The 15,864-nt window shown below is 29.5% G+C and carries 17 protein-coding genes; 11 read left to right on the top strand and 6 right to left on the bottom strand.

Annotated elements, in window-relative coordinates; genetic code table 11:
- The first annotated feature begins 151 nt into the window (after positions 1-151).
- Complete coding sequence (locus tag ACKGJY_RS02985) at positions 152-736, top strand: RNA polymerase sigma factor (protein WP_413972358.1); 585 nt, start codon at positions 152-154, stop codon at positions 734-736.
- A 305-nt stretch (positions 737-1,041) separates the two neighbouring features.
- Positions 1,042-1,188, top strand: a complete 147-nt coding sequence (locus tag ACKGJY_RS02980; RefSeq protein ID WP_413972357.1) for a hypothetical protein — start codon at positions 1,042-1,044, stop codon at positions 1,186-1,188.
- A gap of 23 nt (positions 1,189-1,211) precedes the next feature.
- On the opposite strand, the gene ACKGJY_RS02975 is transcribed toward ACKGJY_RS02980, so the two are convergent.
- Positions 1,212-1,871, bottom strand: a complete 660-nt coding sequence (locus ACKGJY_RS02975) for an endonuclease III domain-containing protein (protein ID WP_413972356.1) — start codon at positions 1,869-1,871, stop codon at positions 1,212-1,214.
- A 54-nt stretch (positions 1,872-1,925) separates the two neighbouring features.
- Here ACKGJY_RS02975 and bcp point away from each other — a divergent pair, with 54 nt between their 5' ends.
- A complete protein-coding gene (gene bcp, locus ACKGJY_RS02970) occupies positions 1,926-2,381 on the top strand; it encodes a thioredoxin-dependent thiol peroxidase (protein ID WP_413972355.1) in 456 nt (151 codons plus the stop codon).
- 52 nt (positions 2,382-2,433) lie between these two features.
- Here bcp and ACKGJY_RS02965 read toward each other — a convergent pair whose 3' ends face one another.
- Complete coding sequence (locus ACKGJY_RS02965) at positions 2,434-3,915, bottom strand: TonB-dependent receptor (protein WP_413972354.1); 1,482 nt, start codon at positions 3,913-3,915, stop codon at positions 2,434-2,436.
- 95 nt (positions 3,916-4,010) lie between these two features.
- On the opposite strand from ACKGJY_RS02965, the gene ACKGJY_RS02960 reads away from it, so the two are divergent.
- Together ACKGJY_RS02960 and ACKGJY_RS02955 are read left to right on the top strand one after the other, a co-directional pair.
- Complete coding sequence (locus ACKGJY_RS02960) at positions 4,011-4,772, top strand: MBL fold metallo-hydrolase (RefSeq protein WP_413972353.1); 762 nt, start codon at positions 4,011-4,013, stop codon at positions 4,770-4,772.
- Between the two features lie 3 nt (positions 4,773-4,775).
- Positions 4,776-5,276 carry a hydrolase gene (locus ACKGJY_RS02955; RefSeq protein ID WP_413972352.1) on the top strand — a complete coding sequence of 167 codons (501 nt, stop codon included), beginning with the start codon at positions 4,776-4,778 and terminating at the stop codon, positions 5,274-5,276.
- Here ACKGJY_RS02955 and ACKGJY_RS02950 read toward each other — a convergent pair.
- Complete coding sequence (locus ACKGJY_RS02950) at positions 5,273-5,644, bottom strand: DNA topoisomerase IV (protein WP_413972351.1); 372 nt, start codon at positions 5,642-5,644, stop codon at positions 5,273-5,275. The two genes, ACKGJY_RS02955 and ACKGJY_RS02950, sit on opposite strands and share 4 nt — an antisense overlap.
- A 37-nt stretch (positions 5,645-5,681) precedes the next feature.
- Positions 5,682-6,053, bottom strand: a complete 372-nt coding sequence (locus tag ACKGJY_RS02945) for a helix-turn-helix domain-containing protein (RefSeq protein WP_413972350.1) — start codon at positions 6,051-6,053, stop codon at positions 5,682-5,684.
- A 235-nt stretch (positions 6,054-6,288) separates the two neighbouring features.
- On the opposite strand from ACKGJY_RS02945, the gene ACKGJY_RS02940 reads away from it, so the two are divergent.
- The 6 genes from ACKGJY_RS02940 to ACKGJY_RS02915 all read left to right on the top strand — a co-directional run bounded on the left by ACKGJY_RS02940 (position 6,289) and on the right by ACKGJY_RS02915 (position 13,049).
- Complete coding sequence (locus ACKGJY_RS02940; RefSeq protein ID WP_413972349.1) at positions 6,289-7,500, top strand: M14 metallopeptidase family protein; 1,212 nt, start codon at positions 6,289-6,291, stop codon at positions 7,498-7,500.
- 70 nt (positions 7,501-7,570) lie between these two features.
- The gene (locus ACKGJY_RS02935; RefSeq protein WP_413972348.1) at positions 7,571-8,050 is read left to right on the top strand and encodes an Lrp/AsnC family transcriptional regulator; all 480 of its coding nucleotides are present in this window, start codon (positions 7,571-7,573) and stop codon (positions 8,048-8,050) included.
- Between the two features lie 187 nt (positions 8,051-8,237).
- Positions 8,238-9,671 (top strand): MBOAT family O-acyltransferase, encoded by a 1,434-nt coding sequence (locus tag ACKGJY_RS02930; RefSeq protein ID WP_413972347.1) that lies wholly within the window; start codon positions 8,238-8,240, stop codon positions 9,669-9,671.
- A 37-nt stretch (positions 9,672-9,708) separates the two neighbouring features.
- On the top strand, positions 9,709-10,605 hold the full coding sequence (locus ACKGJY_RS02925; RefSeq protein WP_413972346.1) for a hypothetical protein: 897 nt from the start codon (positions 9,709-9,711) through the stop codon (positions 10,603-10,605).
- Positions 10,606-10,620: 15 nt separating this feature from the next.
- A complete protein-coding gene (locus tag ACKGJY_RS02920) occupies positions 10,621-12,072 on the top strand; it encodes an MBOAT family O-acyltransferase (protein WP_413972345.1) in 1,452 nt (483 codons plus the stop codon).
- 5 nt (positions 12,073-12,077) lie between these two features.
- The gene (locus ACKGJY_RS02915; RefSeq protein ID WP_413972344.1) at positions 12,078-13,049 is read left to right on the top strand and encodes a hypothetical protein; all 972 of its coding nucleotides are present in this window, start codon (positions 12,078-12,080) and stop codon (positions 13,047-13,049) included.
- Between the two features lie 14 nt (positions 13,050-13,063).
- Here ACKGJY_RS02915 and ACKGJY_RS02910 read toward each other — a convergent pair whose 3' ends face one another.
- Together ACKGJY_RS02910 and ACKGJY_RS02905 are read right to left on the bottom strand one after the other, a co-directional pair.
- Positions 13,064-15,211 carry a GNAT family N-acetyltransferase gene (locus tag ACKGJY_RS02910; RefSeq protein WP_413972343.1) on the bottom strand — a complete coding sequence of 716 codons (2,148 nt, stop codon included), beginning with the start codon at positions 15,209-15,211 and terminating at the stop codon, positions 13,064-13,066.
- Between the two features lie 35 nt (positions 15,212-15,246).
- The gene (locus ACKGJY_RS02905; RefSeq protein WP_413972342.1) at positions 15,247-15,855 is read right to left on the bottom strand and encodes a sugar transferase; all 609 of its coding nucleotides are present in this window, start codon (positions 15,853-15,855) and stop codon (positions 15,247-15,249) included.
- Between the last annotated feature and the right edge of the window lie 9 nt (positions 15,856-15,864).

Raw genomic sequence — 15,864 nt, 5'->3', positions numbered from 1 at the left:
ACATATTAATTTTGCTTTTTAGGAACGATTGTTGTTATATTTGAAGTGTTAATAATTCTTAAAACCACGCGTCTATAGTATAATATTACTTTTAAAAAACGAATAACCCCAAAGTCTCGAAGTATCACTTCGTGCATTAAAAGTAAATATTATGCAAAAAGAACTTATCACAGACGCTACCCTAGTTAGCAATTATATTAAAGGACATGAAAGTGCGCTAGAAACACTTATTAAAAGACACAAACAACGTATTTACAGCTTCATTTACTCGAAAGTATATGATAAGGATATCGCTGAAGATATTTTTCAAGATACCTTCATTAAAGTGATACGCACCTTAAAAAGAGGCGCATACAATGAAGAAGGTAAGTTTTTACCATGGACGATGCGAATTGCTCATAATCTAGTTATCGATCACTTTAGAAAAAGCAATAGAATGCCAAAATTTGATAATTCAGGAGAATTTAGCATATTTTCTGTTTTAAGTGACAGTGCTTTAAATGCTGAAAAAACTATTATTAAAGCCCAAGTAGAAACCGATGTAAGACGTTTGGTTGACGAGTTGCCAGACGACCAAAAAGAAGTGCTACTTATGCGTATATATAAAGATATGAGTTTTAAAGAAATATCAGACCGTACTGGCGTTAGCATCAATACCGCGCTAGGTAGAATGCGTTATGCGTTAATTAATTTACGTAAAATCATTGATAAGCATAATATCGTTTTAACCAACTAATCACAACATTGTGTTGTGTAGTATTTGGGCATTCCCCGAGATGACACATTATAAAGTTTAATGTAAAACACGTGCTCGGGTCGGGCTTTACGTTGCAAGTCCTCGCTTCGTAAAAACTTCGCTGTGGGCTTTTCACTGCAATCCCTAATGCGGTAACATCGTTTTTATGCGTTAAGTTATATATTTTAAAGTTTTTAGCTAGTTTAAATAAGCAGTGCCCGTACTTATTAGCTTTAAAATTCAGGCTATACAATATAAAAAAATTTGTTGCGTTATTATTTTGAATTAACCCTTAAAATGATAAAATGGCAAAAATTTACTCTGAAAATTCTTTTAAAAAACAAAAAAACCTGAAGCCTAAGGATGAAACCATACAGTTTCTTTTAAATTACTCAAAAGCCTTAAAGGTTGTAAAAGGAAAACATGAGAAGTACGAAATGCTTCTTAATTGATATTAAAAAATCCTGATTTAAAATCAGGATTTTTTCTTTTTAAAGTACGCCTTTATTACAGATTTCCTCCCAATAGTATTAGTTATTACATCCTTCTCTAAATCCCAACCGCGGGCAGGAGAATATTCGCGTCCGTACCAAATAATCTGTAAATGCAAATCGTTCCATAATTCTCTTGGGAATAAGCGTTTGGCGTCTTTTTCAGTTTGCACTACATTTTTACCATTAGTTAAATTCCAACGGTACATAAGGCGATGAATATGCGTGTCTACAGGAAATGCTGGCACTCCAAATGCTTGAGACATCACAACACTTGCGGTTTTGTGCCCCACGGCTGGAAGTTCTTCCAAAGCTTCAAAGCTTTGTGGTACTTTGCCGTCATGCTTTTCTATTAAAATTTTTGATAAACCATAAATACCTTTACTTTTCATAGGTGATAAGCCAACGGGCTTAATAATATCTCTTATTTCTTCAACAGATAGCTTTATCATATCATACGGATTATCAGCAATTTCAAATAGTAACGGTGTAATTTTATTTACGCGGACATCAGTGCTTTGCGCAGATAGTAAAACAGCAATTAGTAGAGTATATGGGTCTTTATGATCTAGAGGAATAGGAATATGCGGATAAATAGCATTTAACGTTTTTATAACAAAGTCTACACTTTCTTGTTTAGTCATTTGGTTGTATTTTTGTAAAACAAAGTTATAAAAGAATTAAACAAAATAATGGTTATGACAACATTAAAAGTAGGTGATAATGCTCCAGAGTTTAAAGCTTTAGACGAGCAAGGAAATACAGTGCAGTTAAGTGATTACAAAGGGAAAAAGTTAGTTATTTTCTTTTACCCTAAAGCTAGTACTCCTGGTTGTACAGCCGAAGCATGCGATTTAAATGATAATTTTGATCGTTTTCAAGCGCAAGGGTATGACATATTGGGTGTAAGTGCAGATAGTGCTAAACGTCAATCTAATTTTAAAAACAAGTATGGTTTTCAATATCCGTTATTGGCAGATGAAGACAAAGCGGTAATTAACGCTTTTGGTGTTTGGGGGCCAAAAAAGTTTATGGGTAAGGAGTATGATGGTATTCATCGCACTACTTTTATTATTGATAAAAACGGTATTATAGAAGATGTAATTGCCAAAGTAAAAACTAAAGCGCATGCAGCACAAATACTTGATGCTTAGTATATAATACTAACATATCATAAATAAAGAAAAGAGCCGTTTGGCTCTTTTTTTACTTTTTTGCGTTTGTTCTTCGTCTTAATGTTAAAGGCTTTAAAGGGCGTCGTGTGTAACCAAAGAGCCTGTAATCTTTAATTAAATCTGCAGTGCCTTCAGGTAGCATACCTTCCCAACCTGGTGCTCCAGTTTCTATCATTTGCAGCACTTCTCTAGAGAAAATATTCATTATACTTTCATCATATTCCTCAATATCAATAACTTTTCCATTGTATTTAAAGAATTTATAAAGCTCTTTCATACGCGGATAAACCTTAAGATTTTCACTATTAATAAGTTCACCAGTTTCAGGATCAAACATTGGGTATAAGTATACTTTTAAATCTTTAAAGAATAATTTTCCAAAAGCTTCAAGAATTCCACCGCTTATATGGCGATAATACTTCTCATCAAAAATATCCACTAAATTACTTACACCCATGGCTAGTCCCATTCGTGCTTTAGAGTAGTTAGAAAAGTACTCTACAACCTTATAGTATTCTTGGAAGTTAGATATCATAACTGATTGTCCTAGAGCGCAAAGTAAATCTGCACGATCTATAAAATCTTGTTCGTCTATCTTTCCTTCAGCTCTTAGGTTGGATAGGGTAATTTCAAAAACAACTACAGTTTTTTTAACATCAACTTTGTTCTCTGCAATAAACATTTCGTATGACTTTTTATACATAGCCATATTTACTTTGGTAACGGGTCTAAAACTACCTCTAAGTGCTAAAATATTCTTCTTATAAAAAATTCTAGCAGGTAAAACATTATTGCCATCAGGTCCAAAAACAACAGCATCTGTCATGCCATTTTTTACCAGCTGTAAACTCATTAAGCGGTTGTCTACATTTTTAAATACAGGGCCAGAAAAGTTAATGGTGTCTATTTCTAATTGATCTTTATCCAAATGGTCATACAGGTATCTTAAAAGCTTTTTAGGTTCATTATATTTGTAAAACGCTCCATAAATCAAGTTAGTTCCTAAAACACCTAAGGTTTCTTGCTGTAGTCTTGCATCTGTTTCTTTAAACCTTACGTGCAATATAATTTCATTGTATTCGGCACCAGCTTCTACTTGGTATCTAATACCAACCCATCCATGGCCTTTAAACTGTTTTGCAAAATCTATAGTGGCAACAGTATTGGCGTAGGTGAAGAAAATTTTATCAGGATTTTCATCGCGGGTAATACGTTCCTCCATTAACGCCATTTCATGAGATAGCATTTTGCGTAGTCTAGATTCGGTAACGTAACGCCTGTCGTCTTCAATACCATAAATAGCATCACTAAAATCTTTATCATAGGCAGACATTGCTTTGGCTATGGTTCCTGAGGCGCCACCGGCTCTAAAAAAATGTCTTGCAGTTTCTTGTCCTGCACCAATCTCAGCGAAAGTGCCGTAAATATTCTGATTAAGATTTATTTTAAGGGCTTTAGATTTTAATGAAGGAATATCATCAAATTCTCTATCACCATGTATGCTAATTTCCATAAGCTTTATAGGTTAATACGATTTTTTGTAAAGATACCAAATAACCATAGGTTACAAAAAAAATAGCCTTATTTTTGTACAGTAAAACGCGCATTTTGAAGATTACATTTTTAGGTACTGGCACATCCCAAGGCGTTCCTGTAATTGGGAGTAAACATCCTGTTTGTCTTAGTAATGATAGTAAGGATAAACGCTTGAGAACATCGGTTTTAATTGAATGGGATGATAATACCTATGTTATAGATTGTGGTCCAGATTTTAGGCAACAAATGCTGCGATCTGGTTGCCAAAAAATAGATGGTATTTTATTTACGCATGAACATTCTGACCATGTATTGGGATTAGACGATATAAGACCTTTTTATTTTAAACAAGGTAATATCTCGATATTTGCTCATAAACGTGTTGTAAAATCACTAAAAAAGCGTTTTGATTATATTTTTAAAATTGAGAATAAGTATCCTGGTGCACCATCGGTAGATGTTTTTAAGTTAAAAAATAAACCATTCGTTTTAAAAGATATAGAGGTAGTGCCTGTTAAAGGATTACATGCTAAATTAAAGGTTTTTGGTTTTCGTTTCAATGACTTTTGCTATACTACAGATATTAAGTATATGTCTGAAAAAGAAAAAGAAAAAATTCGTGGTGTAAAAATACTAGTTGTAAATGCACTTAGGGTAGATTCTCACTATTCTCATTTTAATTTGGAAGAGGCTTTAGCCTTTATAGACGATATAAAACCAGAGCGCGCATATCTTACGCATATTAGTCATTTGTTGGGGTTTCATGCTGAGGTGGAAAAACAACTGCCTGAAAACGTGTTTTTGGCGTATGATAATTTAATAATATCAATTTAAAAGATGAAACAAAGAATTTTCATGTATCTGTTTGTGTTTACGTTATTGCTAGTAGTATTTCAATATGCTAGTGCAAAACGTATTATTGAAGACCGAAATATAAAATTGAATACTGCTAAAACCAAAGTAAAACGATTAGCCGATTCTATTAAAATACTTAACGAGGAAATAATTAAACAATCACATTTTAATTTAGAGCGGAATGAAGATGCAATTAGTTATTTTGAAAAAGACGGTTATGATGTAAGTGCATTAATACCAATGATTAAAGATGAAATTTATAGTACAAATGAGGTGAGTGGGCAACATCCTGTAGTGCCATACGCATCTTCTGAAGGCAGAAAAATCCTTATCAATACAGTTAAATTGTTAAATCATAAATGGATTGTGGCAGATTTCTCAGATGGTGAGTACTGGGGAGAAGTGTTTGTAACCTATTTTGTGAATAACGATAAAACTATTGAGTTTAACACTGTAGAGTCGTTTTTGTACCCTTTTGATTAGTTTTTCTTGTAAGCAGTACCTTTAGCTTTATTAATTTCACCTACGTAGGAGTATTCAAATGTATAGCTAGAATCTGTTGTGGTTAGTATTTTCAGATGCACATCTTTACGTTCGGCCATGTTTTTTGGGTTTATGGTTTTAAAAATAACTTCACAATTATTTATCCAGCGCACTTCAGATGAGTCTTCGTGGTCCTGGTAGGTTTCAATTTGTAAACTTCCTGTGCGTATAAATTCAGATTTGTAAGTTTCTCCATTTAAAACTGATTCGCTTATAAAATGACCCGTTTTGTAGTTTTTACAATTGCGTTCTACTTGGTAGCACGATGTAAAAATAAATAAAAACAGTACTAGTGGTATTTTTTGCATTTCAAAGATATTTAATGCAAAGCTACAAACTACAAGTTTATTTTTCGAAGTTTTCAAAGCTTCCGTCAGAATAAAAAATAACAATGCGATCAATTGTTTTTTGGTGCGAAGGTTTAGGTGTAATAATTTCTTTTGTAATATTTTTAATGATAGGAGTAGGTGGTGTGTTTTCTTCTAATATAGTTTTAGGAAAAGTGCCTTTACCATTTAATAACCAATATAATTCTACCTCAGGAAAAGCAGATAAAACTTTTAAAACAAATTCTAAACTGGGCTTGTTTCTTCCAGATAATATATGCGAAATACTAGAGCGTTGAACACCTATTTTTTCGGCAAAAGAAGACGCTGATTCACCGTAATATTCAATGACTTTTTGAAGCCTTTTTATAAATTTATCACTGTTTATCATTGTAAACTATTGTGTGTAAAGATTTGATGTTACAAATGTAACAAATTGTATTTAATTCTATTTAAAACTATTGTTTTATATTTTATAATATTAATCTTTTAGTTTATATAAATTAATTTAAATAACTGATATTAAATATTTTATTTTAAATTAATAATTTTGAAGTAAAAACAGAAAGTGTTTTAAAGAATTTAGATGAGATAGTGTTTACCAAACTATACAAAACAAATAAAACATGGTGTTTACAATTGTAAAAATCGAAATGTTTACTTTTGTACATCAAATAAAACGTATGGAAGTTAAAGATTTGCAAACACTGTTTAAAACGTACAAAGAAAATTCACTTTTTAATAGGTACATAACCAATAAAAATATTGAGCCATTAGTTTCAAAATTTAAAGATTTTGCTAAAGTGGAAACTGTTGGTAAGTCAGTTTTAAATAAAGATATTTTTTCAATTAAAATTGGAGACGGTACTAAAAAAATATTAATGTGGTCTCAAATGCATGGTAATGAATCTACCACTACAAAAGCAATTTTTGATTTATTAAATACTTGTATTTCCAATGCATCAATTACAGATATAATTTTAAGAGAATGTACACTTTGTATCATTCCAATTTTAAATCCTGATGGTGCAAAAGCATACACCAGAGTAAATGCAAATAGTATAGATTTAAACAGAGACGCTAAAGATAGAACACAGCCAGAAAGTAAAGTTTTAAGGCAAGTTTTTGAGAGTTTTAATCCAGATTTTTGTTTTAACCTCCACGGGCAGCGCACCATTTTTAGTGCTGGAAATACAAATAAATCTGCTACAATATCGTTTTTGGCTCCAGCGCAAGATGAGGAATGTTCTATTACACCTACTCGAAAAATTGCTATGGAAATAATAGCAGAAATGAATACTTGTTTACAAAAAGTGATACCAAATCAAGTAGGCGTTTATGATGATGCATTTAATATTAATTGCGTTGGAGATACGTTTCAAAGCGAAAATTGTCCGACAATATTGTTTGAGGCTGGACATTATGCTGATGACTATGCTAGAGATAAAACACGAGAGTTTATCTATATGTCCTACATAACATCATTATCATACATTGCTAATAATAATATTATAGGTGATAATTATGAGTCTTACACCATTATTCCAGAAAACCGAAAGTTATTTTTTGATGTTATTATTAGAAATGCTATTGTAGATATAAATACAAAAGTATCGAAAGATATGGCATTTCAATTTGAAGAACGTTTAAATAATGGGCAAATACAATTCATGCCAATTTTAGTGAAAATAGGGGATTTATCAAATTATTACGCACACAAAGAAATACATGCTAAAGGGCAATTTTTATCAGGTATTAACGAAGAAACATTAGAAATTGGTTACGAAAACGTTTGCGTAAAATTGAATAATGAGAAAATCGTATTTTTATCAAAATAAAATGCAGTAAATGTGCGTAATTATTAATGAAAATGTATTAATTTTGATTTATATTTAAGAAAATCGAATTATGGGGAAAATTAAATTAGACGAAATAGATCATCAAATTCTTGATATGTTAATTGATAACACAAGAATACCTTTTACTGATATAGCTAAAAAACTTTTAATTTCAGCAGGGACTGTTCATGTACGTGTTAAAAAGATGGAAGAATCAGGGATTATTAGAGGTTCTTCTTTAACGTTAGATTATAAAAAATTAGGCTATTCATTTATAGCCTATGTTGGTGTTTATTTAAATAATACATCTCAAACTCAATTTGTTTTAGAGCGTATAGACGAAATTCCTTTTGTTACAGTAGCACATATTACTACAGGTAAGTTTAATATTTTCTGTAAAATTAGAGCTAGAAATACAGAACATGCCAAAGAAGTAATATTTAAGCTTGATGAAATAGAGGGCGTTTACCGAACTGAAACAATGATTTCTCTTGAAGAAAGTATAAATGATAAAAAACGATTAATGCATTCAATTTTTAATGAATTGTAATATTATTATTTACAACTATAATACAAAAACCCCATTTTATGGGGTTTTTATCTATTGATATGTTGCTAGTTATGTTTATTAGGGTATTAATTATGTAATTCATAGAAAATTTTTGATTTACTTATTGGGTTAAAAGATATTTACCAAGTTTTTAAAATAACCCAAATAACCTACTTATTTACTTTATATGCTGTTTAATTCTATAGAGTTTTTTGTATTTCTACCAATAGTATTTGTTTTATATTGGTTTGTTACAGCTAAATATTTAAAGGCTCAAAATTTACTTATAGCAGTTGCTAGTTATATATTTTATGGCTGGTGGGATTGGAGGTTTCTTTCTTTAATCGCATTTAGTTCACTTGTCGACTATACTATTGGGCTACTTTTAAAAAAGACAGAAGTTAAAACTAAACGTAAATTTCTATTGTGGGTAAGCATCTGTGTTAATTTAGGATTTTTAGGTTTTTTTAAATATTATAATTTTTTTGTTCAAAGTTTAGTAGACTCATTTACATTATTAGGACAACCTTTAGAAATAAACACATTAAAAATCATATTACCAGTTGGGATAAGTTTTTATACATTTCAAACGTTAAGCTATACTATTGATGTTTATAATAAAAAGTTAGAGCCAACAAAAGATTTTATAGCATTTACGGCATTTGTTAGTTTTTTTCCTCAATTAGTTGCTGGCCCTATAGAGCGTGCCACTAACTTATTGCCTCAGTTTTACAACAAACGTAAATTTTCATATGATTTAGCTGTAGATGGAATGCGCCAAGTTTTATGGGGTTTATTTAAAAAAGTAGTCATAGCAGATAACTGTGCTAAATATGCAAACATAATTTTTAACGATTATCAGGATTATTCGGGTAGTACATTATTACTCGGTGCGTTTTTCTTTGCATTTCAAATTTATGGTGATTTTTCTGGTTATTCAGATATAGCAATAGGTGTATCTAGATTATTTGGTTTTGATTTAAAACGAAACTTTGCTTTTCCTTACTTTTCAAGAGATATAGCCGAATTTTGGAGACGATGGCATATATCTCTATCTACTTGGTTTAGAGATTATTTATATATTCCTTTAGGTGGAAGTAGAGGTGGTACTAGTATGAAAATAAAAAACACATTTATTATTTTTCTAGTTAGCGGTTTTTGGCACGGTGCAAATTGGACATTTATTGTTTGGGGTGCTTTAAATGCTATTTATTTTTTACCATTAATGCTAACTAACAAAAATAGAGTAAATACCGATATAGTTGCAATGAGTAGTATTCTGCCTAATATTAAAGAAATATTTCAAATGTCTGCAACATTTTTTTTAACATTGATTGCCTGGGTATTTTTTAGAGCAGATTCTGTAACACATGCTTTACTATTTTTGAAGGGTATTTTTAATACATCACTATTTTCTAATTTTCAGATATTTCCAACTACTATTTTACTTTTAGTATTATTTTTTACATGGATTGAATGGTTAGGAAGACGAGGAGAATATGCTATAGCTAATATAGATGCTTTAAATAAGCCCTTGCGTTGGTTGTTTTATGTTTTAATTATTGTTTTAATGTTTAGTTTTACTGGAGAACAACAAGAATTTATTTATTTTCAATTTTAGGATGCTCAAGTTTTTTAGAAATATAATTTTGTTTTTAGTGCTCTTACTTGTAATAGGGGAAGTTGTAGTTAGAGTAACCCATGCCATATCTGAAATACCTAGACGAACAATTGATGAAAATGGAATTCAAAAATATTACCCTAATCAAAAAGGGTATTGGGTTCATGGAACACATACGTGGGAAATAAATAGCTTGGGGTGGCCTGGGAAACTTCCTGATAGTTACGACAATCTTATTACTGTAATTGGAGATTCGTTTGTGGAAAATTTTATGAATCCTAGCGAATGTCATCAATCTGTTTTTCTAAAAGAAAAATTACCTAATTATAACTTTTTAGAAGCAGCTAGGTCTGGAGTTTCATTTATTGAAGCCTTTGAAATATCTAAGCAACTAGATTCACTTAAACCTGTAAAGAGCTTAATTTATGTTACAGATAGTGACTTTATAGAGAGTATTAAGGAGGTTAAAACTTTAGAAGATATAACTCAAGTTGATTTAAAAGCGCAAGAGGTTATATTTGGTAAAATGAAATCCCCAGGAATAAAAAATATATTATATAATTGGAAGTTAGCTTATTATTTTTATTCTAGATTCCCAATAAATTTAAATTTTTGGAAAACTAATGAACCAGAAAAAGTTGTCGAAAAGAAAGAAGATACATCTTTAAAGAATAACATGAAAATAGCCTCTTTACTAGCCTATATAAATAAAAATTATACTATTAAAGATAAAGTTTTGGTATTTCATCCAAGCTCTAGTATGGAAATAATAAAATTGTGCAAAGCACAAGGTTTTAAAGTTATTTATTTAGATTCTAGCACAGATAAAAAAAGTTGGACTTTCGATTTTGATTTTCATTGGACGTGTTATGGGCACGAACAAGTTGCTAATCAAATCAAACAAGGGCTTTTATTTGATAATTTAATTAAATGATAACAATTATTATCTATGATATTTAATTCATTAGAGTTTTTCATTTTTTTACCTATTGTTTTTATTATTTATTGGTTCTTTTTAAAAAAAACAATAAAAGGGCAAAATATATTCATTCTTATTGCTAGCTATTTTTTTTATGGTTGGTGGGATTGGAGGTTTCTATCCTTAATATTTTTAAGCACAGTTGTCGATTATTTTATTGGTTTAAAAATACATGCTAACACAAAAACTGAAAATAAAAAACGTTGGCTATGGTGTAGTGTTATTTTTAATGTTGGGCTTTTAGGCTTCTTTAAATATTTTAATTTTTTTGTTGATTCTTGGATTGATGCCTGTAACGTTATAGGGTATGATATAAAAAGCACGTGGACGTTGCGTATCTTACTACCTGTGGGTATCTCATTTTATACGTTTCAAACTATGTCATATTCGTTTGATATTTATTATAAACGATTGCAACCTACAAAAGACTTTTTGGGGTTTGCTGCGTTTGTTAGTTTCTTCCCTCAATTAGTTGCAGGACCTATAGAAAGAGCTTCAAATTTATTATCTCAAGTATTAAATAAAAGGGCATTTAACTACACGCAAACTGTAGCTGGTTTAAAACTTATTTTGTGGGGGTTATTTAAAAAGGTAGTTATTGCAGATAGTATTGCACCCATAGTAGACGATATATTCTCTAACTATAGTAATTATCCTGCATCAACATTAATTTTAGGCGTTACGCTTTTTAGTTTTCAAGTATATGGTGACTTTAGTGGTTATTCTGATATTGCTATAGGAACAGCTAAACTTTTTGGTATAGAGCTAATGTCTAACTTTAAGTTTCCTAATTTTTCGAGAAATGTTGCTGAATATTGGCAACGTTGGCATATATCATTATCAACATGGTTTAGGCATTATATCTATATTCCTCTTGGTGGCTCGAGAGTTAGTAAGCTAAAAGCCGTCAGAAATATTTGTATTATATTTTTAGTAAGTGGTTTTTGGCATGGTGCTAACTGGACTTTTGTGTTTTGGGGAGCATTTCATGCGCTAGTATTTATACCTGTTTTTTTAATGGGGCGTAATACAATTTATAAAAATTCTGTTGTTGGAGAAAACACTATTTTTCCATCATTTATTGAGATAGGGCAGGTGCTATTAACGTTTTTTATAGTTACTTTTTCTAGAATATTTTTTAGATCAGAGTCTATTACAGATGCTTTTAATTTTATAGAACGAATACTATTAAATTTATCTTACGCACCTTATCATCATCCGTTAGGTTATCGAATGGTTGATTATTATATCCTTATTGCACTATTTATTGTTTATGAATATATTATTAGAAGAGATGAGAGGTCTCCCTTTAAGTTTAAGTCTAAAGTTTTAAGATTTATTATTTATTCAGTAGTTATTATGGCAATTTTACTATTTTACGATAGTAGTATTGATAGATCTTTTATATATTTTCAATTTTAGTACATATGAAAAAGCTATTTTTAAAATGTTTCTTTTATGCTATTTTAATAGTTTTGGCTTTAGAAGTTTACGTGCGCATATTTCACTTAACTAAAGATTATCCGTCTCGATATGTAGATGAATTTGAGGTAGAGAAGTGGGTACCTAATCAATCTGGCTTTTCTGTGACAGGAAACAGGCGTCAAAATTTCTCTGAATATCATATAAATAATTATGGTTTTAATTCTTATCATGAATATAATCCTACAGAAGAGAAGGTTGAAGTTGCACTTGTTGGGGATTCATTCATAGAGGGGTTTCATCAAAACTACTATAATTCTATTGGTAAAAAAGTTGAAAATAGACTTGAACATATTGAAATTTATGAATTTGGCTATGCAGGTTATGATTTTGCGGATCAAATACATTTGGTAGATTCTTATAAAAAAGAATTTGACTTAATTGATAGTGTTATTTTCGGATTAAAATTTGAAAACGATTTAACAAGAGCAGAATATAACGTTGTGCAAGACCGAATGCAATTAGAATCGCCTTTATATAAAAAACTACGTAAAATTAAACTACTAGGTTACCTTTTAAGTATTGGTGTTCTAGACCCTGTTAAACAATTACCAAACAAGGTAATATCGTTTATAAACAGAGAACCTGATGATAAAAAAGTACTTAGTGAACAAGAACGTTTATTAATAGAAAGTGAAAAGCATAATACTTATGTTGAAAATTTTAAAATTCTAACTAAAAAGTATAATTATAATAAAGAGAAATTTGTGCTACTAATAGACGAAAACGCTACACCTAAAGTTTTCTTAGACTATTTAAAACAACATAATTTTAAATATATAGATTTTTCTAAACATCTCCAAGCCTCTAAAACCCCTACTAATTTAATTTATGATAAGCACTGGAATAATAATGGGCGAAAAATTATAGCCAAAGTGATTGCAGAGTATATCACTAATACAATTAAAAACAACTAGTTAATTTAGTTCCTCTAACTTTTGTATCTGTAGAGTGGAAAAAAAGAAGTTTCAGATGCATCGATACCTTTGTCTTGTAATAGTTTATTATAAACTTCTTTATTTGCAATATGTTTCCATATTTTAAAAGGTTTAAAGTCTTTAGAAAATGAGGCTTTAAATTTAAATAATTCATCCTCCTGATTTCCTAAACCACCTCCAAGATTAAAATATTTATAACCTTCTTGTGTTCCTTTAAGTCGCATTTCATCAATCAATAATCTTATAGGTGAAATATTTAGATGGTCATTGCGTGTTCCAGAAATATGATACTGTATAATAGTATTAGTTTTAACCATCATAGCAGCAGAAATAATATTGTTGGTGTCTTTGTCTATAGCTAATAATACATCTGTTTTGTAATCCTTAGAGTTAACAAAGTCAAGAAAATACTGTTTAGAGAAATAATATTTTTTTTCTGCATTTACACGATCCATATTTTCATAATATAAATCCATAAACGTTAAAATATCATCTTCCTTGTTACTTATTTTAAAATCATAGGTTTTTCTGCATTTATTTACATAACGTTTAGTTGATTTTGAAAAAATAGTTCTTTGCTCATCAATAGTTTTAGTTAAGTCTATATTAACTACGCTACTAAGTTCTTCAATAATGCCAAAATCTTTTAAAATGATTTCTTGATGATCTATAAAAGGATTAAGTCTAGAAAATATTGATATTATTTTCTCTTCTTTAAAAAATGCGTCTAGGGCATTTATAAATTTAGTGTTGTTAAAAGAAGCATTAATATTTTTTTGAATTGGTCCTGCATATCCGTAAACAGATGTAGCATCAAAATAATCTGTATTTGGTATTTTTCTTTTTATAAGCGGAAGATAAATTTTTGTATTACCTTCTGTATATTCAATTAATATAGGAGTTTCTCCATCTAGTTTAGATAAATTATGATAATCATAAGTGTGGTAAAAATCGTAATAATCGACATCTTTTATAGCATCTTTCCATTCTTTTTCAGAAGAAATTATTCTTAGTTTACTACTATCTAAACTTTCTGTAATTATACTATTTTGTCTATATAACGGAAAATAGATTTTAGAATCCTTAATATCATCCATTACATTGGTGAATTCAACTTTAATCTCTTTAACTAAATTGTTATATGTTGATTGGTTTAATATTTTTCTTCCTGTATAAAAAATCACATCATCATCTAATGGAAAAAATGATTTTTTGTATTGATATAAACCATCTCCATTTACTCTACCTCCGCCTAAAACATAATATTTTTTATGATTATCAATAGCCCACTTCATAACTTCAATTTTTAAAAAGTCGTTGGGTCTCATGTTAAAATATTCAGCATGTGTGCCACCAAGGTGTGAATAAAGTGTGTCGTTGTCTATTAAAATTAATTCAGCAGAAATAGCAATATCTTCTTTATATATTAATACTAAAATAGTATCGTTAGGATTATTATTAATTAGATTTAAAAAATAAAGTTTACTGTAATAATAATTGGATGCCGCTTTATTTCTATTTAAAGATTTGATGTAAATATCATAAAATTTCTCAACGATGTCTGAATCTACATTTTCTGTATATATTTTTGCTTTTAAATTAGATTTTAAAGACTTACGATAGTTGTTTCTAACTTTTTGTTTAAAGTTTTTCCATAAGGTTTCAAAGTCTAGCAATGTTCCTTTTACATTGTTTAGTGTAGGTATTAAATGGCCTGTGTACTGTTTATAGTTTTCGCTAAAATTAAAGCGTACAAACTCTGTTACTACATTATTATTTTTGTACCATTTATCTACATTATTCCAAAAAAATAAATTTTCATCTTTAGAATTTGTAGAGCAAAATAGTGGGCCACCATATCCATATGGAGAGGAGGCATCAAAATATTCAGGCGTTGTTTTATTAAAAGTACTGTAATCATTTATTTTCTTTAAATAAATTGGCATCAAAGCAATTAATTTAGTATTTCTAAAAAGCTTAAAATAAATGAATGCTTTTTGAGCCAGAGAATTTATATATTCATGAGAATAGAATATGTTGGCATTACTAATTTTATTTATATGTGCCTTATAGTTGTTTATGTCGGTTTCATTTTCAACTACTATACATTCAAATTTATAGTTTTCTTCTTTTAATTGCATCTTTATGTCTATGTAGGTTTTATATATAGATTTGGTTATTTTTTTGTTCCAGTAAACTCTGGCATATTTGTACCTTCATTATTATTAATTCCTTTTGGTATAATAATACCTTTTACAGTAAGAAAAATAATTTTAAGATCTAAAATAAACGTTTGGTTGTTTACATACCACACATCAAATTCAAATTTTTCTTCCCAAGATATTGCATTTCTTCCCATAACTTGTGCCCAACCTGTTATTCCAGGATTTACAGTATGTCGTTTTTTCTGTAAAGCATTATATAGTGGTAAGTATTGTATAAGAAGAGGTCTTGGGCCTACAACACTCATATCTCCTTTAATTACATTTATGAGTTGTGGTATTTCATCTATAGAATATTTTCTTATAAAAGCACCTAATTTTGTAACTCTATTTAAACTATGGATATTAGTCTCATCCCCTGGTTTTAAATCTCTCATAGTTTTGAATTTAATGATTTTAAAAATTTTTTCATTTTTTCCAGGGCGTTGTTGAAAGAAAAAAGGTTTTCCATTATTTGTTATTATTAAACAAAAGGTAATAATAATAAATATAGGTGAAAGTAATAAAAAAGCTATTACAGCTGATAGAAAATCAAATACTCGTTTTATAATCTGATATTTCATACTATTAGG

Source organism: Hyunsoonleella sp. 2307UL5-6 (assembly GCF_047345485.1).
GTDB lineage: Bacteria > Bacteroidota > Bacteroidia > Flavobacteriales > Flavobacteriaceae > Jejuia.
The sequence above is the reverse complement of the archived record's forward strand: the minus strand, read 5'-3'. Positions and strand labels throughout refer to the sequence as shown.